The sequence below is a fragment of the Streptosporangium sp. NPDC049248 genome (assembly GCF_040678965.1).
In the GTDB taxonomy this organism is placed as follows: domain Bacteria; phylum Actinomycetota; class Actinomycetes; order Streptosporangiales; family Streptosporangiaceae; genus Streptosporangium; species Streptosporangium fukuiense.
Genome location: NZ_JBFAQY010000028.1, coordinates 18,220 through 41,828 on the forward strand (window position 1 = coordinate 18,220; position 23,609 = coordinate 41,828).

Sequence of the window (23,609 nt, forward strand, 5' to 3'; positions counted from 1 at the left end):
GGTCCGACGAAGTCCGAAGAGCCTCGTCTCTGCCTCACCATGGGAGAACATCCTGTACCGGGGGCGGAGGGAGAGGTTTTGCCAGGTCCGGATGCTGTCTGTATAGGGCCCCCAGGGCGTCCTGTATTGGCGGCACTTTTAGTTCAGCCAGCAGGTCTCGTGTAGCGCGGTCTGTGGAGTACAGCACGACTCCGTGTCTGCCGCGAGTGGCCAGGACACGGTAGATGTTGCGGATCAGCCGATGGCGGTTCGCCCCCCGAGTCGCCCGGTCCTTATTATCGGCGGATTTCCAATGATCACCGGCCCAGGTGTAGTCGTACCCCACGATGACGCCCGCGTAGTCCCAGTCGAAGCTTTGGGCAGTGTAGACGCATCCGACCTGGTCGAAGCCATGTGGGTCGGTCGCCCAGAGGGTGCGATCGGGAATGTTGCGACGCTTGTTAGCTTTGTAGGCGTTCCACGGCCATGCCCAGTCGTCGATGCGGACGTCGGCAACCAGCCGACCACCGACGTATTTCTGGGTCCAGTCCCAGCAGTAGCCTGCGGTGATGCGCGCCGAATGGCGTAAGGCCACCTGCGCTCGAAGGTAATCCTCCATCTGCTGGGGTGTGTCGGCACGCAGGAGCTGGAAGTCGCCCTGATATGTCCAGGGGCGGGGATTCGGCCCGTAACCCAGCATATCTTCCAGCCAGTCGACGTACTCAGGACAGTAGCTGTGGCGAAACTGGTGTTGCAGCCGGATGTGGTGAACATGATCGTGCGGGATTCCCAGTGCTGAGGCAGCTTGCCTAATTTCCTCGGGCGAGCCGATCTCGTCGTTGCGTACGACCTGGTCGGGGTCCAGCAGGAACACCGGTACCCGTGCCGCCTGAATGAGCTCGTGGATCTGGGGGATGTCCGAGCGTTGCTCGAATTTGTCGAAGCGATGGTTGGAGTTCTTACGCAGGCGGTGCGCCTCGTCGCAGATCAAGACGTTCAGGTGGTTGGGCTCGCGGTGCCGGTGCTGGTTGAAGTAGGTGAACAGGTCGGGAATGTTGCCATGCCGCCCGGTCACGTGTTCGCGTAAGGCCGCGGAGAACGCCGCGCTGCCCGAGGCGTGGGCCGCGGAGCTGCGGAGTCCGTTGAGCGCGCCCAGCAGCTCCAGTGCCAAGACGGTCTTACCCGTTCCCGGTCCGCCGGTGACGATGAACACCTGTTTGGAGTTGGCGCTGAACCCCTCCTCGACCAGGGTCAGTACCTTGTCCACTGTCTCGCGTTGCTCATCCAGTAGCGGAAAGACCCTCCTGCCCCGAACCGCTTCGTAGGCAGCGTGCATGACTTCCTCGGTGGGACGGACATGCGCACGATCGATTCGGTGGACCTGGTCGCGGGCGCCCTCGGTGCTCAACACCGTGGAGAGAAAACGGGCGAATTTCCGCTGTTCGGCGACATCCTCGCCGAACGCCCGAACTCGGTCGACGTTGATATCCGGGCGCAGTCGGCCGGTCGGCGGCATGATCTTGGCGATGGCCTCGGCCCGGGCGTTGTGCAGGTTCGCCACACCCCACAATGTCCCGCGTAGCATCGGCACTTGGCGTTCCAGCGCCTGGCAGTAATCCCACACCTGCTCGACCGGGTGTTGACTGTCCTCGGATCCTGCACCGGGATGGGCGATTCTGCGGGTGCGCGGGTTGAAGGCGAGTTCCGACCACTGCTTGTTCTCCACAGCGACGACCGACAGCTCGCCGGTATCGGGATGGGAACCCACAAGCAGCATGTCGATGCGCGCGTTGCTGCTCAAAGTGCTCATCTCTAACAGCACCATCACGTCGCCGAGCCCGGCTAGAAGCAGGACGTCGACGACCGTTTTGATGCTGGCACGCCAGGACTGTTGCTCCGGGTCCTCGACGGCCATCCGGTACACCTCGCGGGCTCGGCGTACGAGTGTCCGGACGAGGTCTTCGGTGTCCATCGCGGCCAGGTCGCCGGCCGAACGTGCCAGTAGGTAACGAGGTTTCACCCTCATCGCTCCTCGTGGAGGTGAAATGACGAGTGTGCGCTGGCCAGGCCGCCCTGCGGGGAGCCCGGGCGCGGTGGAGTGGTGGCCGAGGTCGTACGGCGCGGCTGTTATGAGGGGATGCGGTACTCGAAGCGAGTCGGCCGCAGGTCTTCTTCAGCGGGTTCCCAGTCTGACAGCAAGGTCACGGTGCCGCCGCTGGTGGTGAAGTTGGGAGTGGTGCCCGCGACGGTGATGTCGCTGACCACGAATAGATCGACTTCGGGGAACTCACGGGCATGCTGGACCTCGTTGACGGTCAGCTCCACCGATGTGGGGGCGCCTGTGGTGCCCTTGACCTCCACGCGGCGCTCGGCGCCAGCCTTGGTAAGGCGCAGGTCGTAGGGTTTGCCGACTTCTTCCACTGTCCAGCCGGCCTGCTGGTAGTGCTGTATCGCCAGGTCGACCGCATGTCGCTCGATGGCCTCGCGCTTTCGCGGGTCGCTCTGCCGTCCGGCGCCCGTGCCGCGCTTGGCACTCCGCGGTGGCCTGGGTTGTGCTGGCAGCGAGACAGGGCGGGTCTGGTTCAACGGGATGACCGGCGCGCTGTCGGTGGAAGAGGGCTCAGGCGTGACATCCATGAGTGCGAAGAGCTTGCCGGGATCGAACTTGACCAGCTTGCCGAAGCCACTCCGGGTACCTGACCAGCGGATCGCGTCGCTGGCTGCTTCGGGGAGTGGGCCGGTCGGACCCAGAGGGACGGCGGTCAGCCTGGCGAGCGGTTCGATGCCGAACCGCGTCGGGTATTTGACGCGGTGCTCATCGATCTCGTCGGGCCAGTGTGGAGCCGTCCCCTCATAGACATCCCCGACCGCTTGGCAGACATACAGATCGATTGTGTCGTTCAGCCAGGTCTCAAGCTTCACTCGCGGGCTCGCGCCCGTTCCAAGGATGACGAAGTCCATCTTGGTGCCCGCGTACTCCTCAAGCCGGCTCGGGAATCCCCAGGATCGAGTCTCGAGTCCGAAGGCGAGGTTGTCCTGCCCCGTAGCGCTCTGGCTCACATGCACCATCAGAAACGAAGCTTCAACCATGTCGATCAAGGTAGCTGACGCCTACGACGTTTGTACTGATAGCTGTTTGAGGGGAGCGCAGCCAGGCAGCGCAACTGCAGAGCGTCTGGCCCTACGCGAGGTGTCCCCAGGCTGACGACGACGCCTGGCTCGAAAATCGGTCCGTCAGTGGGCAGGCGGCAGCGAACCTCGACCGGTGATTTCGGAATTGGTTATGCGAGATCGGGGCGGGGTCAGGCGGCTGGTTGCAGGGTGACTTTTTGGCCGGTGAGGCGTTCGAGCTGGCGGACCAGATCGCGTTCGCGGCGCTGGGTGGCCAGGCGGGATTGGTAGAAGTCGGGGCCCAGGTCGGTGAAGCGGGCCTCAGGGTTCGACAGCAGGTGCCAGATAACGGTCAGCACGGAGTTGCCGATGGCGACGATGGCGCGTTTTCGGCCCCTCCGGCGGGCGAGGCGCCGGTAGCGCTCGCCCAGGAAGGTGTTCGAGCGGGAGGTGGTGGCCACGATCTCCCCGACGGTGGCGGCGATCCGCGGGTTGCCCTTGCCGGTGGAGCCGCCCTTCTTGCGCCGGGCGGAGTTCTTGTCGATGGGCGCGAATTTGGCCCAGGACACCAGGTGGGCCGCGGTGGGGAAGCGGCTCATGTCCACCCCGATCTCGGCGATGATCTCTTGGGCGGCGATGGCGCCCACCCCGGTGATCTCATCTAGCTGGGCCACCGCAGCGGCATACGGGGCGATCCGCTCCTCGATCCGGGCGGAGACCTGCTCGACCTTGGCGGTGAGGTCGTCGATGCGCTCGACCATCATCTGGGCCAGGAAGGCGTGCTCATCGGTGAAGTGACCCCTCAGGGCCTCCTCCAGGACACTGATCTTGGCGCGCATGGCCCCGCGTGCCATCTGCGCCAGCACCCGAGGATCGTGCTCTCCGTTGATCAACGCTGCGAGCATTTGGCGGCCGGACACGCCGAAGACGTCGCTGATCACGCTGGACAGTTTGATCTGCGCGTCCTCCAGGAGCTTTTCCACGCGCTGCTTCTCGCGGGTGCGCTCACGCACCAACGTCCGCCGATAGCGGGTCAGGTCCCGCAGCTGCCGGATCGGCTTGGGGTGCACCAGGCTGGGGCGGCACATACCGCGCTCGACGACCTTGGCCAGCCACACCGCGTCCAGCTTGTCGGTCTTGGGGCGGCCAGGGACGTTCTTGACGTGCTTGGCGTTCAGCAGCCAGCAGGTGAAGCCCTCGGCTTCCAGCAGGTAGTAGACCGGCTTCCAGTACTCGGAGGTGGCCTCCATCGCGACCAGGGTGACCTCCTGGCAGCGCAGCCAGTCGGCCAGGTCCAGCAGCGAGGACATCAAAGTGGAGTACTCGCGGACCTCCTGGCGGCGCCGGTCGGGCCGCTCCTCGTGCGGGACGCGCACGCATACCACCAGGCCCGTCTTGGCGATGTCGATGGCGGCGACGCGGTCGATGAGTTCCAGCGGTTCGTGGGTGGTGTCCTCCATGGCGATGCCTCTTTGGCTCCCGGGGCGGATGGGGGTGGTTGCCCGGGGAGCCGGCGGGGATGTGGAGAGCCGGGCTCACGTGCTCGAAGCGACAGTTGGGGGCCCCTCAAGCGGCTCCCGCGTCAGACTGAAAAACGGCCTCGAACCGGCACCAGGCGGAACACGACGTCGGCGGGCAACCACTCCCGATTTTCACGCCCGGGGAGCGTCAGCGCCAGCGACAACATGGACTGAAAACTGACCCTCTAGCGACGGCCGAAAACGGACCCACCTCCGGCCCGTTGCGGGCTAAGACCGTGACTCATTTGGCGAGTCGGCGGTAGCAAATGAGGGCCGCAGCGAGGGCGACGAAGGACGCGAAGTGGTCGGCCCGGTGCTCGTAGCGCCGGTGTAAGCGGCAGCAGCCGGCCAGCCAGGAGACGGTGCGCTCCATGACCCAGCGGTGACGTCCCAGGCGCTGGCTGGACTCGATCCCGCGGCGGGCGATACGCGGGACGATGCCCCGGCCGCGCAGGAAATCTCGCAGGTGAGGATAGTCATAGCCCTTATCGCCATGGAGCTTCGCGGGGCGACGCCGTCGTGGCCCCCGGCGGGAGCGAATGGGCGGGATGCTGCGTATCAGCGGCTCCAGCGCCAGGCTGTCGTGGACGTTGGCAGCGCTGATCGCGACAGCCAGGGGTAGACCGGTCCGCTCGGTGACGAGGTGGATCTTCGACCCTTTCTTGCCGCGATCGACAGGATTCGGGCATGTCAGTTCCCCCCTTCATCGCCCGCACGCTGACGGAGCCGATCGCGCATCGCGACCAGTCCAGCTCTCCGCGCGCGCCGAGCTCGTCCAGCAGGATCCGGTACAGCTTGGCCCACACCCGCGCCCGGCTCTACTCGGCGAAGCGGCGGTGCGCGGTCTGCCAGGATGCCCCGAAGACAGGCGGTAGCTGCCGCCAGGCGCAGCCTGTGGTGGCCACGTAGATGATCGCCGCGAGGATCAGACGGTCATCGGCCCGCCGCCGTCCACCACCTTGCGGCCGTGTCGGTGCCGGCGGCACCACCCGCTGGAACAACTCCCACAACTCGTCGGGCACCAGCCGTTGAAGGAACGCATCCACGCTCGATCCCCAAATGAGTCACGGTCTAAAGCCGACGAGCAGCTGACCTGGTACACGCACAGGTAGCTCCTGGACATATGGATAGTGTGCGCAAAGATCTTCGTGAACCGGTAGCTTTCTACCTTGTGGATCTAGATGAGCACAAGAGCAAGATTGACAAGCTGTGGCACGCCTTCTGGGCAGGTGGGCTCTCGAATCCACTAGAGCTGACCGAACAGCTCACTTACTTAATATTCATCCAACGACTGGATGATCTCCACACCTCTGAAGAGAGGCAGCAGAGCCACACAAGGCCGCCGGTCAACTACTCCTTCTACACTCCAGAGACAGACAACCTGCGATGGTCCCGGATTGTAGAATTGCCTCCGGAGACTATGTTTACCGTCGTCCGCGACCACGTCTTCCCTTGGCTCCGGTCTCTCGCTAAGCATGAGACCTCCTACACGCATCACTTGAAGGACGCGCGGTTCACGATACCGAACGCCAACGTTCTGGTTAAGGCCGTCGATTTGCTTGAATCACTTCCCTTTGGCGAAGGGGAGATAGAGGGCGATTTGTATGAATATATGCTCAGCAAGATCGCAGATGCTGCACAGAGTGGACACTTCTACACTCCTCGCCATATCGCCCAACTCATGGTCGAGATGTTGGCACCCGGCCCCCAAGATGAGATATGCGACCCCGCCTGCGGAACGGCCGGTTTCTTAGTTGCCGCTGCGCAATACGTAGCTCGCAACCAAAAAAGTGCGCCACTTGACGCGTCTCAGCAACAGCACTTTAGTCAGAGCATTTTCCATGGATTCGATTTCGATTCCACGATGCTTCGGCTTGGAAGTATGAATATGATGCTGCACGGCATCGATCAGCCCGACATCCGTTATCGCGACTCCTTAGTTCAGAACATCGCCAGCGAGGCGGAAAAGTATTCGCTGATTATTACGAATCCTCCGTTTGGCGGCACTCTAGATTTCGAACCGGCCGCCGAGGGTCTGCAAAAAATAGTAAGTACCAAGAGAGTCGAATTGCTCTTCCTCGCTCAACTCTTGAGCCTTCTCAGGCCAGGCGGAAGGGCAGCAGTCATTGTACCTGATGGCGTGCTTTTTGGCTTAACCAAGGCTCACAAGGAAATTCGCCGCATCTTGGTTGATGAGCACAGACTAGATGGAGTGGTCAAGCTGCCCAGCGGTGTTTTCAGCCCGTACTCTGGAATATCTACGTCCATTTTGTTCTTCACCAAGACAAACAGTGGCGACGCAAGCAACATCTGGTTTTATGAGGTGACTGCTGATGGATTTAGCCTCGACGGAAAACGCATTCCTCTGCTTGCAGAGGAGAAAATTGGCATACGGCCTAAGTCTGGTTTACGTGATCCTGAGCGTGGGAGGAATGATTTTCCCGACTTGCTTGAACGGTGGGCACATAGGAACGATAGCGAGCTGCAGCGCAAGCGGTCAGAGCGAAGCTTCTGTGTACCTAGGGAAGAGATAGTCAACCAGGGGTATAATTTAAGCTTTAACAACTATCGTGAGATCGGTGGTGGGACGAAAACTCGGGGTGCTGAGGGCTGGCGACTCGGCGATTTTGCCGAAGTTCTTTCTGGAGGGGTGCTAGCAGCTGAACTTGAATGGGATTCAAGCCTAGCCGATCTCCGTAAGGAACAAAGAGTTCTACACCCATCACTTCTAAGGCCCCCGCTGCCGAGCGTGGAAGACCTTCCACTTCGGGCCACTGAACGTGATCCTCGATTTCGGCTTCGCGAAGGAGACATAGTAGGTAGAGACCTCGCGAATGCGCGTAACTGGACGGTGCTTCCGGGTGAATACGAAGGAATTCAAGCCGGCCAAGGGATTCTAGTAATCAGGATCACGAAAAATATAGTACCTGCAGAGTATGTGGCCACCTACCTCTCCACTCCTCAAGCGGAGGAGCGTCTGCCTCGTTATGGGACAATTCCCCGTATTAAGAGGAAGGATCTAGATAATCTTATAGTTCCGGCATGTGATGGGGACTTCGAGTCGATTCGCTTAGCCGTTGAAACCCTAAACCAGGGAGTCAACGAGGTGAACCAGATTCAGGACTTGCTCAAAAAGTCCCGCATGGAGATCTTCGAGGATGGCACCAAGGCCGACCGGCGCATACGACTCGACCAAGCTGCAGATCGCGGATCTATAGTTGTTGAGACCCTCCGGAAGCACACCGAGCCATACCGGGTTATCCAAGAAACATACCCTTACCCGATCGCACGGGCAGTTAGGAAGTTTCGGCACAGTCAGAGCCCTGCAGAGAAGCACGAAGCAGCAATCCAGTGCGCAGAAGCGCTTATTATTTCTCTAGGAATGTTCTCCTTAGCTATCGCCGCTCATAGGAGCCAAAAAGATCTTGAGGAAATCGACAAGTGGGCGAGCTCCGTGAAGTACGGAGGCGCTTCGGTCGGTCATTGGGTTGGGGTCGTAAGGGCAGTAGGAAACGATGCTAGAAGAAATGGTGAAGAAGCAGCAGGTCTCGCCGAGGCTACGGTCTTAAAAAAGGGCGGGAAGGGACTTGTTGCAGATATTAATGCGCTGGCTAATGTTAGAAATAAAATCCGCCATGGCGGCGGTCCTCGAACTCGCGCCGAAGCTGAGGCGAGTCTAGTAGAATTAGAGCCACACCTATTCAGCGCTCTTACTCATAGCGCTTTTCTGGCTAAATCAAAATGGGTATACGCAGATAGGCTTAGCTGGCATCCGAGACATAAAAACTATCGCATATCAGGTCTTCTTCTTATGGGGGACCATCCAGACTTCGAGCCAATCGAATTCAAATCTCGGAAACCATTGGCCGATGACAGTCTCTACATACAAACGCAACTGGGAGAAATACTTCCTCTTTTCCCATTCTGCATACTAGCCAACTGTCCCATCTGCCTGGTTCCGGAAATATACTATCCCGATAAAATTAGTAGATCTATCGCCAAACTGAAAAGTATAGACAGGGGTCACGATTTAGACAACGAAGCTGTCTTCGACGGCCTGTCCGAGTTTATGGGTTGAGATCAAGCTAGTAACGCTGGAGGCTGCCTGGCTAACATCTTTCCCCACATAAAACCATGTATCGGAAAGATGTGGCCTGAGTAGGCTTTAGTGTCCGTCTCCCTTTTTGTATGTAGTTCGTTGCGTTCCAATCCTTCCAATGAGGAACCGGAGTTCGGATCAAGCATGGCCTGCTGGTGGCGCCTGCGCGACAGGGCCATCGAGCCGGTCATCCCGTGCCGCGGCACTCCGCACGGTTTCAGCTGGGCACCCATCGCCAGGTCGTGGAACAGATCCTCGCCCTGCTGCACCGGTTCCGTCGTCTGCGCATCCGCTGGGAGGTCCGCTATGACATCCACGAAGCCTTCCTCAGCCTGGGATGCGCCCTGATCTGGCGGCGCCGCTTGACGGCATCTCACCGAAGCTGATCTTCTCCGGCTACCGGAGTACGGCCAGCACCGGCGACTCCCATCCGAAAGGCGCGTCATCACCATCATCACGCACGACGATCCGATCGGCCGTGACCTCAGCGACTATATGATCCACGCGGATCTCTCCGAACGCATGGACGGCTGGCGCGAACAGCTGTGGACCCGCCGGCTGGCCCCGGACAGGTTCGAGGTCACATGCCTGCCGTTCTTCGCTCGCGGCATCTGCCATCACGACGTCGTGACCATCGACGATCGGCACCTGGTGGCGGCCGTGGTCGAGAAGTCGGGTCACCGCACGTTGCGGGTCGCCGTGGTCCGGCAGCACCCCCACCGTGACCGGTTCCACGAGCTCCTTCACGGCGCAGTGGCGACCTCCGGCCTGGCGCACGAGTGGTTGCAGGGCACCTACCTCTCAGTCGACCTCCCTCCAGGCGCTGACCCGGATCCCCTGGTGAAGATCCTCACCGACCCGGAAGAGGCAGGTGCGCTTTTCTGGGAGATCGACTCCTGAGGTCGCGAATCGTTTTGTTAGGAGTTCTAAAGCCGGTCAACCGTCCTCATGCCCGCATCCGCGCCATCGGTGAATGCGCGGTTGCCCCCTCAATGCTTGGTGATTGCTGACCAAGTGCGCTGCAGCTCTCGTAGAGTGGCAGCGATCGTGTAGGCGGTCCTTGTCCTATAGCTCGTCGAAGAGAGTCACTACCCGGGATGGAAAGCGCTCGCTTGGCTACGATGGGCCCGGCGGCCGTTACTCCGGCAGTACGGGTACGCCGAGTCTGGCAAACAGGCGGTTGGTGGTGAGGTCTTCGGAGTACAGGACGGCGCCGCGCATGCCGCGGGTGGCTAGGACTCGGTAGGTGTTGCGGACCAGTTGGTCGAAGCGGGGTGCACGGTTGACCATGGGGTCCTCATTGGCTTTGCGATCGGCCTTCCAGCCCTGCTCGGTCCAGGTCAGGTCTTTTCCGAAGATGACACCCGCGTAGTCATACTCGAATCCCTGCGCGGTATAGATGCAGCCCACCTGGCCGAAGCCGACTGGGTCACTGGCCCACAAGCTGGAGGGGGGAATGCCGTTGACTGTGCGCTCAGCCTTGGAGTTCCAGGGGCGGTGCCAGTCGTCGATCTTGACGTCGTTGACCAGGGTGCCGTCGCGCTGAGGTTCGCTCCAGGGCCAGCAGAAGCCGGCCGCGATACGAGCGGTGTGTCCCTGGGTCAGCTTGGTCCGCAGAAAGTTCTCCATCACTGCGGGAGTGCGGACCACGTACAGCTCGAACGTATCCAGCGGTAGCCATCGCTGCGGACCCTGCTCCGAACCCAGGCCCAGAAGGTTCTCGATCCAGGTGACGTATTCGGGGCAGCCGCCGCAGCGGAACTGGTGACGCAGGTCGATTTGGTGGACCTTCACTCCCATCGCCGTGGCGGTGTCGTGGATGAGCTGGACGGAGCCCACCTCGCCGCGGCGGACCAGCTGGTGTTCGTCCAGCAGGAACACCGGGACCTGTGCGGCGTTGATCAGCTCCTGCACCTGGGGTGGCGCCTGCTGGCTGTCGTCGTACCCGTTGCGGGTGTCGCGTTTGCGGGAGGTCTCGCGCAGCCGATGGGCCTCATCGCACAGCAGGACGTCCAAGTCGTTGGTGGTGGCGTGGGTGTAGCTGTTGAAGTAGGAGAAACTGCGCCGTGCCCGTTGGTCGACCTTCTGGACGTTGTCACGCAGGGTCTGGGTGAAGGATTTGCTGCCGGTGGCGTGAACGGCGCGCACGCCCTGGCGGTTCAGGGCGCCCAACAACTCCACTGCGATCACGCTCTTGCCGGTGCCAGGACCGCCCACGATCACGACGGCCTCCTTGGGAGCGCCCTGCTTGCTTCTGGCGACCGCGCCTCGCACGTAGTCGTAGGCTTCCCGCTGCTCATCCAGCAACGGGAAGACCGACCGGCGGCAGACGCTCTCGCTGACCACTGCCATCAGCCCTTCGGTCGGCAGTACCGGAGCCTCCAGGAGCTCTTGAACGTAGTGGGAGGCCTTCTCAGGGGCCAGGACGGTGCGAAGAGCGCGTTTGAACTGCTCGCGGTGATCCTTGCCGTACATCCGCACATAGTCGGGATCGCACTGCAAACCCATGGCGGAGGGCCGGATCGTCGCCAGCGTCTCACCGGTGGCGTTGTGCATGTTGACGATGCAGAAGACCTCGGCCGACTGCTTCAGCAGAGGGATATAGTCGATCAGGACCTGGCGGTAGTCCCAGACCTGCCTGACCGGATGCAGTCGCGGGTTGGTGCTGGGCGCCCCGGGAGCGTGCACCATCTGCGAGCCCGGATCCGGCCGCACCCACTCCCACTGCTTGTTCTCCACCACGACCACTGACATCCGCCCTTTGCCTGGGTGGGATCCGACCAGCACCAGGTCCATGCGCACGTCGGTGATCGGGGTCTTGAACTCCACCAGCACCTGCACTTCGGCTAGATCCGCCTCGACCAGGAGATTGACGACCGTCGGGATGCTGTTGCGCCACGATTCGACTTCCCTGTTGTCCAGCTTGCCGCCGATCAGTTCATCGAAGCTGCGCCTGAGCTCCCTGATAAGACGGCCTGCGGAGATGACGTTGGCGAGTTCACCAGCGGTTGCCTGGTACAGACAGCGTGAGGCCACGAAAGCCGCTCCTTCACAAAGTGGCGCCATCCAGACGGAGGTGATGCGTGGTGTGAGACGTACCGTAACGCCGTCGACCGACAATTGTCGGTTGTAGATCGTCTGACCGCTGATCTGTAGATCGAACGCCACGTACCGCACGGTCTGGCTGGCCTTCAATAGATGCAAGGCCTTGCGGCGGAACTCAGGGGGATATCTCCTCGACATGGCAACCTCTCCCAAGGGGGGAGAGGCATGCAAGTCAACCAAAGCGACTCATGAAAGCTAGGGAACATCATGTCTATGTCGGTAACAATGCGGGCTGCTTCCTGGAGCGCGACGATGCTCAGACGGAGATTTGGTGCGACGATAGGAGTTATGCGTATGTTTGGGGATATTTGTCCATATCGTTGATCACGATCTCACGTCGATTAAATTTTTTCCGTGACGTGAAGTATTTCTGGCCCGACCATGGAGCTCCTGCCGTGGTGGTCAGCGAAATGCAAGCACTGTGCCGCCTACTGGGTGCCGTGGTAAAGCGACAGGGGTACAACGTGTTCGAGCGGGGCCAGCGAGTGCGGGTGCACCTCGCTGGCATGCCAGACCTCGCAACGGTCCGGCATGCGGTGCCGGGCGATAATGAAGGCGATTGGACGCTGATCCTGGTGGACGACCAGGGCGTTCTCCATGATTTCAGCGTGCCCGCTGGCTCCAAGGACATCGTCCGCCCGATCAGCGCAGATGGGGGAGCGAATTCCGCTCGCGTCCTCGCCGGTATGTGGACCCGCTGGATGGCGGCCGCCGCGACCAACGCCGAGTCCAGCGCCATTGCCTCGACTCAGCTCAAGCCATACGCCCACCAGACCACGGCCGTATATGGTGCGATGCTGCCGCAGCCGCTCCTGCGGTTCCTGCTCGCGGACGAGCCCGGTACCGGAAAGACGATCATGGCGGGCCTATATCTGCGCGAGATGCAGCGACTCGGGCTCGTCCAGCGCGCGATCATCGTCTGCCCCGCCAACCTGGCCACGAAGTGGGTCGCCGACTTCGGACGCTTCCTCGGCGGAGGCCTGCGTCAGCTCACGGCCAACACCGTGCGCGAAGACGCCGTAGGCGGACACGACCTGTGGGTCGTTTCGCTCGAGCTCGCTGCAATCAACCCGGCAGTCCAAGACGCCATCCGCCCCGACAAAGCCGGTTGGGACCTCGTCGTGTTCGACGAGGCCCACAGACTCACCCCGACTGCGACCAGCTTTCACCAGGTCGGACGGCTGCTTGCCAAGAACACTTCGCGCGCGTTGCTGATGACCGCGACGCCCCACCGGGGAAAGGAGTGGCTGTTCCGGCACCTGCTGCACCTGGTCGATCCTAATATCTACCCGGACCCGGGCTCTGACCCGAACGTCACGCTGCCGCCCCTGCGGCCTGGTCCGATCCACTTCCTGCGCCGCATGAAGGAGGACCTAGTCGACTACGACGGCAAGACGCGACTGTTCAAGGGCCGCACCGCTGCTAACTACCGAGTGCCACTGTCCAAGATCGAGTTTGGCTATTACCAGGCCGCGCTTGACATGGTCGACCAGTATTTTCCGGCTGTCGCCCGCCCCCTCGCGCGCATGGTCTACGGCAAGCGTGCAGCCTCAAGTTTATGGGCGCTCGTCGAGACGCTCCGCCGTCGACACGACCACATGGGCGAGATGAGCGAAGCCGAGGCCGCGCTTGAGGCCGATCGCGAGCATCAAGGCGACGAGAGCGAGATGGACGAGGCCAAGGTCGTTCACGTCGGGTCGACTGCCTCGCGCGCTGAGCGCTCGTCCATCAAGACATTGATCGACCAGATCACCGCCACCGTTGCAGATTCCAGCTGGCAGCCTTCTAAGTGGCGGCGACTCACTGAGGACTGCCTCGGCGCCCACGGCATCCATCCCGGGAATATCGAGCAGGCTGTCATCTTCACCGAGTACGCCGACTCAGCCGCGTGGATCGCGCAGCGACTACGCGATACTGGATACACCGTCCGAATGTATTCCGGTCGGCAGAGTAACCTCGAGCGGGACGAGGTCCGTCTCGCGTTCATGCGCGGCGAATTTCAGGTCATCGTCACTACCGACGCCGGCAATGAGGGCATCGACCTGCAAGCTGCGCATGTCCTCGTCAACTACGACATCCCTTGGTCGCTCGTCCGGCTCGAGCAGCGTATGGGCCGTATCCATCGGGTCGGCCAAGATCGCGACGTCTTTCTCTACAATCTCGTCGCCACCGACACCCGGGAAGGCGACACACTCCTGAGGCTGCTCGACAACTTCGTCACCGCCGCCAACGAGCTGCGCGGTCAGATGTTCGACAGCCTGTCCGCCGTCGCCGAGATCACCGGCGTTGATTACGAGAAGTGGCTTAGCGCCCTCTACGGCAACGACGATCTCAAGAAACAGGCCGCAATCGATGCCGCTAAGGCCGTACAGGCTCAGGACCTTACCCGCGTCGCTCGGCAGGTCCAAGACACTGAGCGACGGCTCGCCAGTCAGGTCGACGCGGTCGCCGCACTTACCCTGCTCCAGCGAGACCTGTTCGCCCGCATCAACCCAGCCATCGTCGAGGCCTACCTCGACCGACTCGCCGCCGCACAGCTGCTCAGCGCCCAGCCCACCGCAGCCGGTTCCGGCTTCCGTCGGCTCAGCATGACCACTGGAACGCTCCCAGCCACGCTGGGCGGCGGGGTAGAGGCGCACGTGGCTACCAGCGGCGAGGCAGTCCGCGAAGCCACAACGATCGACACGACCGGCTTGATTACGCTCGGCCCAGGTGAGCCGGGTTTCACCGACCTCATCCGACTCGCCGACCACGCGCTCGCCGAAGACGTCCATCGTTCCGGCGCGGCCGAGGACCCCACCAGCCTCACTCCGTATGACCTGTACGCCTTCGAGGCCACTCTCACCGAGTCCGACGGCAAGCGCGCCAGTGTCTGGGCCACCCTCGTCAAGGTCGACGACTCCGGTAACGCTCGGGCGGTGCGTTGGGAAACCCTTGCCAACCTTGTCCCCACCGGGCACACCGGGACCGCCCCTCACCCCGCTCGCCAAACCGCTGCCTCAGCAGCCGCTACGGCCATCGCCGGCGACACCGTCGAGGAACACCGCAGGGTCCGCACCGACTGGTTCGCCCAAGCCCGCAAGGACCTCACTAATCTTCCCATTGCGCTCACTGACAACATCGATAACCGCGACGAGCGCATCGGGCTGCGTCGCCACCTGCAGGTCCAGACTGCCGAACGACTTGATCAGCTCGAGAAGCTCGTCCAGGTACAACTCACCGAGCCCAAGCTTGTCGGCCGACTCCGCGTCCTGCCTGCTGCCACTCTCGAGATAGCCGCAGAGGCGGACTCCGAATGGGTCGCCATGCGCCACGTCCAAAAGCATCTCGAGGACGAGGGCTGGATCGTCGAGGACGTCCATACCGAAGGCCGCGGCTACGACCTCGATGCACGCCGTCACTCGCAGATCCGCCACGTCGAGGTCAAGGGTGTTGCTGGTAACGCTGCTAGCGACGGCATCCGGATGACCGGCAATGAGGTCCTCATCGCCACCCAGCACCGCAAGGCGTACTGGCTCTATGTCGTCGATCGATGCGCCGACGGCAACGGTCGATTCTTCGGCGCCTATGAGGACCCGGCCACGCTCTTCTCCACCGACATGACGGGCGACGCGATTTTCCGCGTTCCCGGCAGCAGCCTCAAAAATGCCCCCGGGAGCAACACATGACCCGCATGATCGAGCGCTGGTTTCCCTGTGCTGAGGTAAGCGCTGCGACGGCCTCAGGGTGGGGCAGTGGTAAAAGCGAGAAAGCCCTCTTCACTTGGTTTGCCGCCCGGCCGCTTGCACAAGCCAAGGCAGCCGTACTCACTAGCCTGCTGCCCTGGTCCGAGGACGAGGGCGAACAGAAGCGCCTGCAGCAACTTGTCCGCGACGCCATGACAGCGCGTGACGCCAAACACGCGGAGCTCGTGGCCGAGATCGCCAAAACGCATCCCGACGGCGCATCCATGCTCGACCCGTTCAGCGGACGAGCCATGATTCCTCTCGAGGGAGCGCGGCTAGGCGTACAGGCACACGGTGTGGACTACAGTCCCGTCGCGGCTCTTGCGGGCTCCCTGCTGGCTGACTATCCACTGCGCGACTGGTCGAACGAGCCGTCGCTGCCCTTTCGTGACAGGGATCAGCTGGAGACCAGCCGACTTCTCGACGATGTCACTGCCTTCTTAGACGAAATCGGGCGACGCTATGCCGCTGCTGTGGCGGATATCTACCCGGCGGTCGACGGAGCCCAACCATGGGGATACGTATGGGCACAGACTCTGCCCTGCCAGGAATGCGCGCGTCGCTTCCCACTCACCGGCAGCCTCGTACTTCGCCATCCCCTGCCTGCCAAGAACGACCCCGGTCAGTCATACCGCATCGACGTTGATCGCGCTGCGGGTACCTTCACAGTCGTCGTGCACGATGGCGCGCCCATCCAGCAGCCGACACTGGTCGCGCGCACCCGCGACGGCAAGGCAATCAAGGGTAAGAGCGCCATCTGCCCGTTCTGCTCCCACCCACACCTTAAGCAGGTGCACCAGCGACTCGCCCAGGAAAGGCTCGCACAGGATGTGCTGCTCGTTGCAGCCGACCTGGATCCGAAGGTGGGAAAGGTATTCCGGCAGCCTACTGACGAAGAGCGGGCCGCCGCAGACCTCGCCAGCAAGCTGCTCGCCGAGGAGCCATCCTTCGGCTGGATCCCAGCTGTCCCCGACGAGGGCATCCCAGTCGGCAACAGCGACACCGTTCGGGCGTCTGTTTACGGCGCCCGAACGTACGGCGACCTGTGCAACGCCCGGCAAACTCTCGGCTTTGTGCGGCTAGCCCGAGTCATCGCCGACACCGCTACAGAGTTAAAGGCGCACGGCATCAGCGATGACTATGCCGCCGCGCTCGCTGGCTATGCCGGATCCGTTTTCGTACGCAAGATTAAGCGCTCTACGCGTGGTACGGCGCTGCTCCCGCATAATCACGCCACCAGTAACCGTGTTCAAACCAATCACATCTTCCAGAACGAAGCATCGCTGTCCTTCGGCTACGACTACTTCGAGACCGGACTCGGCGATGGCCCTGGCACCTGGCCGTCACTTGCCGACGACACGGTTACGGTCATTCGCAACCAGGCGGCGAGGGCCGTCGGGCGGCCAGCCAATCTGCAGCGAGGCTCCGCACTATCATTGCCCTTCCGTGATTCGTCACTGAGCGCTGTTGTCACCGATCCTCCTTATGACGACATGATCGACTACTCCGACGCATCGGATCTGTTCTACGTTTGGCTTAAGCGGGCTCTGCACACCACCGCTCCCTCTTTCGCTATTACCAGTCACCCGCAAGGGGTACAGGAAAAGGCGGACGAGGTCATCGTCAAGCGCTTCCGCGCCTGGAAGACCGACACAGACCACCGCACCCGTGAGCACTACGACTCGAGCATTGCGAAGGCCTTCTCTGAGGCACGCCGGGTCGTCCGAGACGACGGCGTCGTGACTATAGTTTTCGGCCACGGCGACCCCGAAGTCTGGCAGCGCCTGCTCGGCGCCATCAACCAGGCGCAGTTGGTCCTCACTGGCTCCTGGCCAGCGAAGACGGAAGCTGGCGGTGGTGCCGGGGCGGCGAATATCGTCACCACCTTGACGATGTCGTGCCGACCCGCGCCGCCCGAACGCCCGAGCGGCCGCAAAGGGGCCGTCGAGGCCGAGATCAAGACCGAGATCAAGCGGCGCTATCCCGACTGGGAACGGTGGGGGCTCGCGCCAGCGGACATGCTGATGGCGGCTGCCGGCCCTGCGATGGAGGTGGTGGGCCGATACCGCGAGGTGCTGGACTCTCGCGGCGAGCCGGTCGACATCTATACGTTCCTACCCTTGGCGCGGGCCGCGGTTCAGGAAGCCATGGCGGTCGAAATCGACCACCACCCGCTTGAGACCTTCGACGCCCGCACCCGCTTCGCGCTCTGGTGGGTGAGGTTGTACGGCCGACAGGTGCAGGCAAAGTCGGAACTCCGCTGGCAGACCCTCGCTTCCTCCATGGATCTAGCTGAAGTCCGCGACCTGGTTCCCAATGCCTCCAAGGGTGTTAGATTCACCGCGGCCCAACAGTTCAATGCGCGAATCAATGGTGAGTCGGCGGTTATCGATGTCGCACTTGCGCTCGCAACCGCGTCGGAGGATGGTCTCGCCGCGATGGGAGAAGTGCTCGCGACCTCGGGGCGCGGAGCCGACGACGCTTACCTATGGGCGGCGGTGCAGTTTCTCGCAGATCGCCTGCCCGACTCCGACCCTGACGCCATCGCCTTCAGTCGCGTGCGGCGTGCCCGAGACGGCATCGCCAATGCCGCCGAGCTGGTGATCGCTGGCGATGAAGTGCGGCAGCAGCGTCAGTTGGACGAGGACTCCCAAATGAGGCTGCTCTGATGATTGGCGCAACTACAGAAGTCCACGGACCAAAAAGATCAACAGTGCACAGGGAAGGGTGACGTGGCAAGCAGTGTGACGCCGTGGTGGAAGGCACTGAAGATCCGACAGGAGATCATCAGTGCGTCTGGGCAGATCGATGATGTACAGATGTCACTGTTCCAGGCGGTGCATGGTCTTGGAGCGGACAAGCCGCTGTACGCCGACGCCGCCTACTACGGTGAGATCACTCATCCAACCGAACGGCTCACCGATTTGCTCACTGAGGTCGCCGTGCGGATCGGTGGCGGCCCGGATTACATCAAGGCCCGCTCGGTCACCCGTCTCGATCAGGGTATGGGCGGCGGTAAATCGCATGCCTGCATCGGGGCTTTCCACCTCGCCGCGCATCCGGAGGCACTGTTCAGCACCGAGCTCGGACAGCGCATCGCAGCACGCGCCAAGGCCAAGGTTGGTCATGATCTGCCGACGGATCTGAACCGGCCGCACGTGGTAGTGCTGCCGTGCGACCACATGACGCCGGGCGCGCCGGTACAAGAAATCGACGGTCCGGCGGTCAATCTCTACGAGCGCTTCCTATGGCGGCTGTTCTCTAAGGACTACTCGCTGTTCGAGCGCTACCAGCCATTTTGGAGTGACAAGAGCAAGATCGCGGAGGCGATCAAAGCTGTCAACCGCCCCATCCTCATCATCGTCGACGAGGTCCTCGACTACATCGGCAATGGCCTCGACGGTGCGAATAAGCCCGATCTGGTCGCGCAGGATGTCGCGTTCCTGCGGGCACTGCTCGACGTCGTTAACGACGTCCCGCAGGTCGCGATGCTCGTCGTCATGATCGCTTCTGACCGGGACAAGACTGCCTTGTCGGTAGGTGCACAAGCCCGCCGTGACGACCTGAACAGTCTGCTCGAGCGCAACGGCACGCCCGCCACAGTCACCGAGGTTGGCGATTTCGCCGACATCCTGCGCCGCCGCCTGTTTGACGCGGAGCCGGCCGCCGAGGTTCTCGCCGCCACTGCCGCAATGTACCGGCCGGTGCTGGACGACAAATCGTGGACGAAAAACGTGTGGGGCGTGGCTGGCTCGGATTGGCGTGCTCGCTGGGACGAGCAGGTAGCTGCCTGCTACCCGTTCCACCCCATGCTGATGGCGATCGCCAAGGAGGAGTGGAGCAAGGTCACCGGATTTCAACGCGTCCGGTCCACCATCAGGATCTTCGCTGCCACCGTCTATGCGCAGCAACGGCGTGGTAAGGCAGGTGAGTGGGTGCCCGCGCTCATCGGCCCTGGTGACCTGCCACTCAGCGACTCCGCAGTCCGTGAGGCGCTGCTTGGCTCCGGGCTCGTCGAGGACGATCGCACCATCTCCAATTACCGTAGCCTCGCCGAGATCGAGGTGGTCAACAACGACGGTACCGCCGGCACGGCCCGCCGCCAGGACATCGAACGCCAGTCGCTTTCGTGGACCGATGCCAACCCGCGGGCCGCTGAGCGCGCCGCGACATTTGTGTTCCTCGCCAGCATCGTCGGGACTCTGCGGCCGGGACGTGGCCGTGGTGCAAGCGCTCCGGAGGTCAAGGCTGCCACGAATGTCCCTGATATCTCTTACACGGTCACGGACGCGGACACCGTCATCGAGGACCTCATCAACCCCGATCGGGGCATGTCGGCGGTAGAAATTATTCCTGGACAGGGCAACAACAAGCCTGCTCGCTATTTCCTGTCCACCCGGCTGACCCACCGGATGCTGGTCAACAACATCCGGCGTACCATTACCGAGGCCGAGCGTGACCGGGTAATCGCTGAGTTCACCCAGCGGCTCGCCAGTAGCGGACCCTTCCGCGATCTGAAGTTTATCAAGGCGGAGCCCGAGCGTACTGCCGCTGACGTCCTGGCCACAGCGGGGCTCGACACCGCGTATACCAGCCGGCTCATTGTCCTCGATCCGGCCCAATACAGCCTTCGTAACGGCATGGAGGAGGCCACAATCGTGGCACTTACCATCGCTACGGGATTGGGTAAAGGCACCCAACAGTTGCCTGTGCAATGGGCATCTAGCGCCATCTACGCCATCGTCAACACCCAACGCCGGGCACTCGCCCGAGGCGTCGCTGTAGAGTACCTCGCCCGCCAGAAGGCCCTCGCAGCACCCGAGGTCCAAAACGACGATGAGCTCAAGGCTACCGGCACAAAGGAACTCGCGAGCGCCAAAGAGCAGCTCGAAAAGGCGCTCAAGCGCGCCTACCAGCACGTCGCTTACCTCGCACAGCCTGACCCGGACGGGGAACGCTACCTCGACCAGCTCACCTTTGACGATGAGCACAGCAGTGCTTTGGACGGCACCATCGTGTGGAAGGCACTCGCCGAGCGGGATAAGGTCTTCGACGCTGGTCAGTTCGGTCCAAGGGCGCTCTTGCATAATCTGCGTGATAGTGATTACGGCAGGACGTTGTCCGACATCCGCGCCGCGTTTTACGCGGCACCGCGGCTGCCGCTGTTGTATGGCGGCGACCGTGATCTGCAACAGGCCATCTACGACGCTGTTGCAGCAGGACTTGTCGACGTCGTTGATGGCGCGGGAAGCGTCGTCGCAGTTACTGCGCCCAACCAGGTCAACCTCGCCAGCGCCGGCCTGCGCCTCGCCAAACCCAAGCCGAAGACCTGTCCCACCTGCGGTAAACCAGCTCACAAGGGAACCTGCGAGACCGGAGCTGAGGGCGAAACAGGTACTGGTACCGGTACCGGCACTGGTCAGACTGGTGGGGGAGGCGACTCAAAACCTGTCCCGCCTGCCGTTATCTGCGCCTCCTGCGGGAAACCAACTCATGAAGGTACCTGTCAAGTCCCCCCGACCGTCACCGAGAGGCAAATTGCGTTCTCCTTTACCCGCAACCTGCTCGCCAACCCAGACGAAGCCGACAACTTTGCGGCCCTGTTCAAGACTCTTTATATGGCCCTCGACGAACGAAAGATCAGCTATTTGCAGGGCACCCTACAACTTGTTGTCGACGCGGGTACTACTGATGACCTGCAGCAGTGGCTCGGAGAACTCGGCATCAACAGTACGATAAAGGAAATCTGAGTTGTACTTGACAATCAGTTTTATATAGAAGGCCATGGGACTTTAAAATTCAGCTTTGGGTTGTTGGGATGTTTATGTCGATTCGAGTGCAGTGATCCTCGTGTGGCGTTGCGATATTCGTTAACAGATAATTGAGCAGTCGGATCCGGTGGGCGCTAACATTGTCGCCGGTCGTTATCATCTCGTATGGGGAGCGGGCGATTATTAGGCCAGAGAACGGTGCGGATGATGGCTGTTGAAGTGGCCGGTGTAAATTTTCGGGACGGCTTCCAAATGTCGTTGAGAGAAGATCGGTGCCCGGTCGGTGCATTCGGAAGCGAACCGTTTCCTCCTTCTGGAGGATTAAGTGGGACCTCGCTGTGTTGACCGATGGCAAGGTCCGACGAAGGAGGGCCGCGGCAGCCGATCACCCCAACTACGTATGGCGAGCGCCGAAGTGAGTGATCGTCACGGCGTTAAGTGGCGCCTTCTGCTGGCCTCTCGGGCGCGCAGGGCGGTGCGTGCCCGGACCGGCCGAAGAGCCGCAGCCGGGCACGCTTGCCGACCGGCGCGCCCGGCGGGCCGCGTAGCGGACCGCCTTTAAAGACGTAGAGAAAGTTCTCATTCGCCTGGTGCAGGCTCACCCTCGGCTTGGTCGTCTTCGGGTTCGATGCGCTCGGGTGCCTTGCCGGTTTTGGGGTCGGCGACGAAGGTTCCGATGTTCCTGACGGTGTAGACCAGGCCCTCGGCGATGAGGGCGTTGATCACCTTGCGGGCGGTGCGTCGAGCGATCCCGAACTCTTCCGCCATGCGGGGTTCTCCCGGGATGGGATAGCCGGGCTTGTAGTCGCCGGCCTGGATGCGGCGGCGGATCTCGTTGAGGACCTGCTCTGACTTGGGCTGATCAGGCCGGAAGTGGATCACACGAAAAACGATAGGAAGCGACCGGTAGCCCCAGGTCAAGAGACGTTACGATGCGTACCGGTCGTGATGGGTAGGAAAAAGTGTTGAAGGGTAGGCAGGGGTGATGATGCCTGCCTATGCTGTGCGCGTAGCCGTCGATGAGGTCCCTGAGGTGCGTGGGCTTCGACTCGGCCGTCTGTACCCGATGACCTCGACCTTGGGGACGTGATGAGACGCGACGCGATGACGAGCACAACCGGGGTGAGGACATGACCGAGCTCTCCCCTGGCGACATGGCGCTAATGGCTGCCGAAGACCTCCGTGAGGCCCTGAGCTATCACGGAATCGTGGCTGATGTGCATGACGGGTACGGGCTGGCGCTCGTGTCGGTCTGGGTCGACTTGATCGTGTGGTGTCGCGGGGATCAGTACTGGTGGCGTACCGGCTGGAACCCTCGTCAGCGTCGTCCCGTCTACGCCCGTCACCCGCTGGCAGAACCTGACCGGGCCGCGCACCGTGTTGCCCTGCGGTACGCGGAGTTGCGGCAGACTCACCCCCTGCCGGAACCGGAGTCAAGAGCGGCGTATCCGTCATGACGGCGCCTAACCGATGTGCAGGGTCGCTGGTGCTGCCGCCTCGTTCACCCGGGATGGCTGTCGGGGTGCTGGTGCGGCCTGCGGAGAATCTCCGCCCCGGGTACTACCTGGCCTTCGAGCGTGACCGTGATCAGCCGTTCCGGATCACTCCGGTACAGGGCGACGAATACGAGCGTGGACATCGCCACGTCGATCTCGTGTGGGGACAGGTCACCCAACTGGGCCGCCTGGGGAGTGACGGCGGCTGGTGGAGGCCATCGACGTTCCTGCTCTCGGTCTCCTGCTCGTTCGCCTCGGACGGCTCCTTGATCACCACCTTGTTCAACCGTTCCCCCGTGCTGCTTCAGCCGTCGTGGGACGGGTTGGTGATCCCTTGAGTGGGCGTGGCGGCATTGGCCTTGGAGGGGTGGCGCCGTCACGTCTCACCACACCGGTCACGCTCGAAATGGAATGGGGATGCGATGTCTGAACGAGGTGCTCAACAGCTTCCGGCCGGGTGGCCGCTGCCTCCGGTGGCCGGTGGGCCGGTGATCGAGGGGTGGCGGACTGAACAGAGTGGGTGGGGTGTCTTCTCCGCGCGCCGTGACCCCGAACTCGTACTGACCGAACAGGAGATGCTCGCCGGGCTCACCGGGCACCTGGTCGCCGAAACGGCCGAGGAACTCCTCCAGCTGGCCGACGAACAGCGATGCATCGAGGGCCGGCTGAACGGGGCAGCGCCGGTGTGTCCGTACTGCGGGCGTGGCCAAGGGGACGCGCCGCTGATCGTGACGGCGGATGAGTCATCGGTCACGGCTGAGCGGTGCGCCCGCAGCTACCCGACCGGGGCGGACTGTCTTCAC

At 62.2% G+C, this 23,609-nt stretch carries 12 protein-coding genes and 2 pseudogenes; 8 read left to right on the top strand and 6 right to left on the bottom strand.

What is annotated here, in order from left to right; all coding sequences use genetic code 11:
• Positions 1-34: 34 nt before the first annotated feature.
• The 4 genes and pseudogenes from AB0K21_RS35240 to AB0K21_RS35255 form a co-directional block, all read right to left on the bottom strand.
• Complete coding sequence (locus AB0K21_RS35240) at positions 35-1,894, bottom strand: DUF2075 domain-containing protein (protein ID WP_364156016.1); 1,860 nt, start codon at positions 1,892-1,894, stop codon at positions 35-37.
• 212 nt (positions 1,895-2,106) lie between these two features.
• Positions 2,107-3,069 (bottom strand): DUF3883 domain-containing protein, encoded by a 963-nt coding sequence (locus AB0K21_RS35245; protein WP_364156019.1) that lies wholly within the window; start codon positions 3,067-3,069, stop codon positions 2,107-2,109.
• Between the two features lie 212 nt (positions 3,070-3,281).
• Complete coding sequence (locus AB0K21_RS35250) at positions 3,282-4,550, bottom strand: IS110 family transposase (RefSeq protein ID WP_364156021.1); 1,269 nt, start codon at positions 4,548-4,550, stop codon at positions 3,282-3,284.
• A 301-nt stretch (positions 4,551-4,851) separates the two neighbouring features.
• A pseudogene (locus AB0K21_RS35255) lies at positions 4,852-5,656 on the bottom strand (IS5 family transposase).
• Between the two features lie 86 nt (positions 5,657-5,742).
• On the opposite strand from AB0K21_RS35255, the gene AB0K21_RS35260 reads away from it, so the two are divergent.
• From AB0K21_RS35260 to AB0K21_RS35270, 3 genes and pseudogenes are all read left to right on the top strand, one after another.
• Entirely contained in the window at positions 5,743-8,688 is a 2,946-nt protein-coding gene (locus AB0K21_RS35260) for a class I SAM-dependent DNA methyltransferase (RefSeq protein ID WP_364156024.1), read from the top strand.
• A 180-nt stretch (positions 8,689-8,868) separates the two neighbouring features.
• Positions 8,869-9,095 (top strand): annotated as a pseudogene (locus tag AB0K21_RS35265) (IS5/IS1182 family transposase); the annotation flags it as partial.
• 109 nt (positions 9,096-9,204) lie between these two features.
• Positions 9,205-9,609: a DUF4265 domain-containing protein gene (locus AB0K21_RS35270; RefSeq protein ID WP_364156027.1), complete on the top strand. Its 405-nt coding sequence runs from the start codon at positions 9,205-9,207 to the stop codon at positions 9,607-9,609.
• Between the two features lie 237 nt (positions 9,610-9,846).
• Here AB0K21_RS35270 and AB0K21_RS35275 read toward each other — a convergent pair whose 3' ends face one another.
• Complete coding sequence (locus AB0K21_RS35275; protein WP_364156030.1) at positions 9,847-11,952, bottom strand: DUF2075 domain-containing protein; 2,106 nt, start codon at positions 11,950-11,952, stop codon at positions 9,847-9,849.
• Between the two features lie 257 nt (positions 11,953-12,209).
• Between AB0K21_RS35275 and AB0K21_RS35280 the strand changes: the two genes are divergently transcribed.
• The 3 genes from AB0K21_RS35280 (at position 12,210) to AB0K21_RS35290 (ending at position 21,289) form a co-directional block, all read left to right on the top strand.
• Positions 12,210-15,482 (top strand): helicase-related protein, encoded by a 3,273-nt coding sequence (locus tag AB0K21_RS35280; protein WP_364156033.1) that lies wholly within the window; start codon positions 12,210-12,212, stop codon positions 15,480-15,482.
• The gene (locus AB0K21_RS35285; RefSeq protein ID WP_364156036.1) at positions 15,479-18,208 is read left to right on the top strand and encodes a hypothetical protein; all 2,730 of its coding nucleotides are present in this window, start codon (positions 15,479-15,481) and stop codon (positions 18,206-18,208) included. Before AB0K21_RS35280 ends, AB0K21_RS35285 begins: the two co-directional genes overlap by 4 nt.
• Positions 18,209-18,271: 63 nt before the next feature.
• On the top strand, positions 18,272-21,289 hold the full coding sequence (locus AB0K21_RS35290; protein ID WP_364156039.1) for a DUF499 domain-containing protein: 3,018 nt from the start codon (positions 18,272-18,274) through the stop codon (positions 21,287-21,289).
• Positions 21,290-21,889: 600 nt separating this feature from the next.
• On the opposite strand, the gene AB0K21_RS35295 is transcribed toward AB0K21_RS35290, so the two are convergent.
• Positions 21,890-22,192, bottom strand: coding sequence for a winged helix-turn-helix domain-containing protein (locus AB0K21_RS35295; protein ID WP_364156042.1), 303 nt, complete (start codon positions 22,190-22,192; stop codon positions 21,890-21,892).
• Positions 22,193-22,440: 248 nt separating this feature from the next.
• Here AB0K21_RS35295 and AB0K21_RS35300 point away from each other — a divergent pair, with 248 nt between their 5' ends.
• Positions 22,441-22,767, top strand: coding sequence for a hypothetical protein (locus tag AB0K21_RS35300; RefSeq protein WP_364156045.1), 327 nt, complete (start codon positions 22,441-22,443; stop codon positions 22,765-22,767).
• 53 nt (positions 22,768-22,820) lie between these two features.
• Positions 22,821-23,144: a hypothetical protein gene (locus AB0K21_RS35305; RefSeq protein WP_364156048.1), complete on the top strand. Its 324-nt coding sequence runs from the start codon at positions 22,821-22,823 to the stop codon at positions 23,142-23,144.
• Positions 23,145-23,609: the final 465 nt, after the last annotated feature.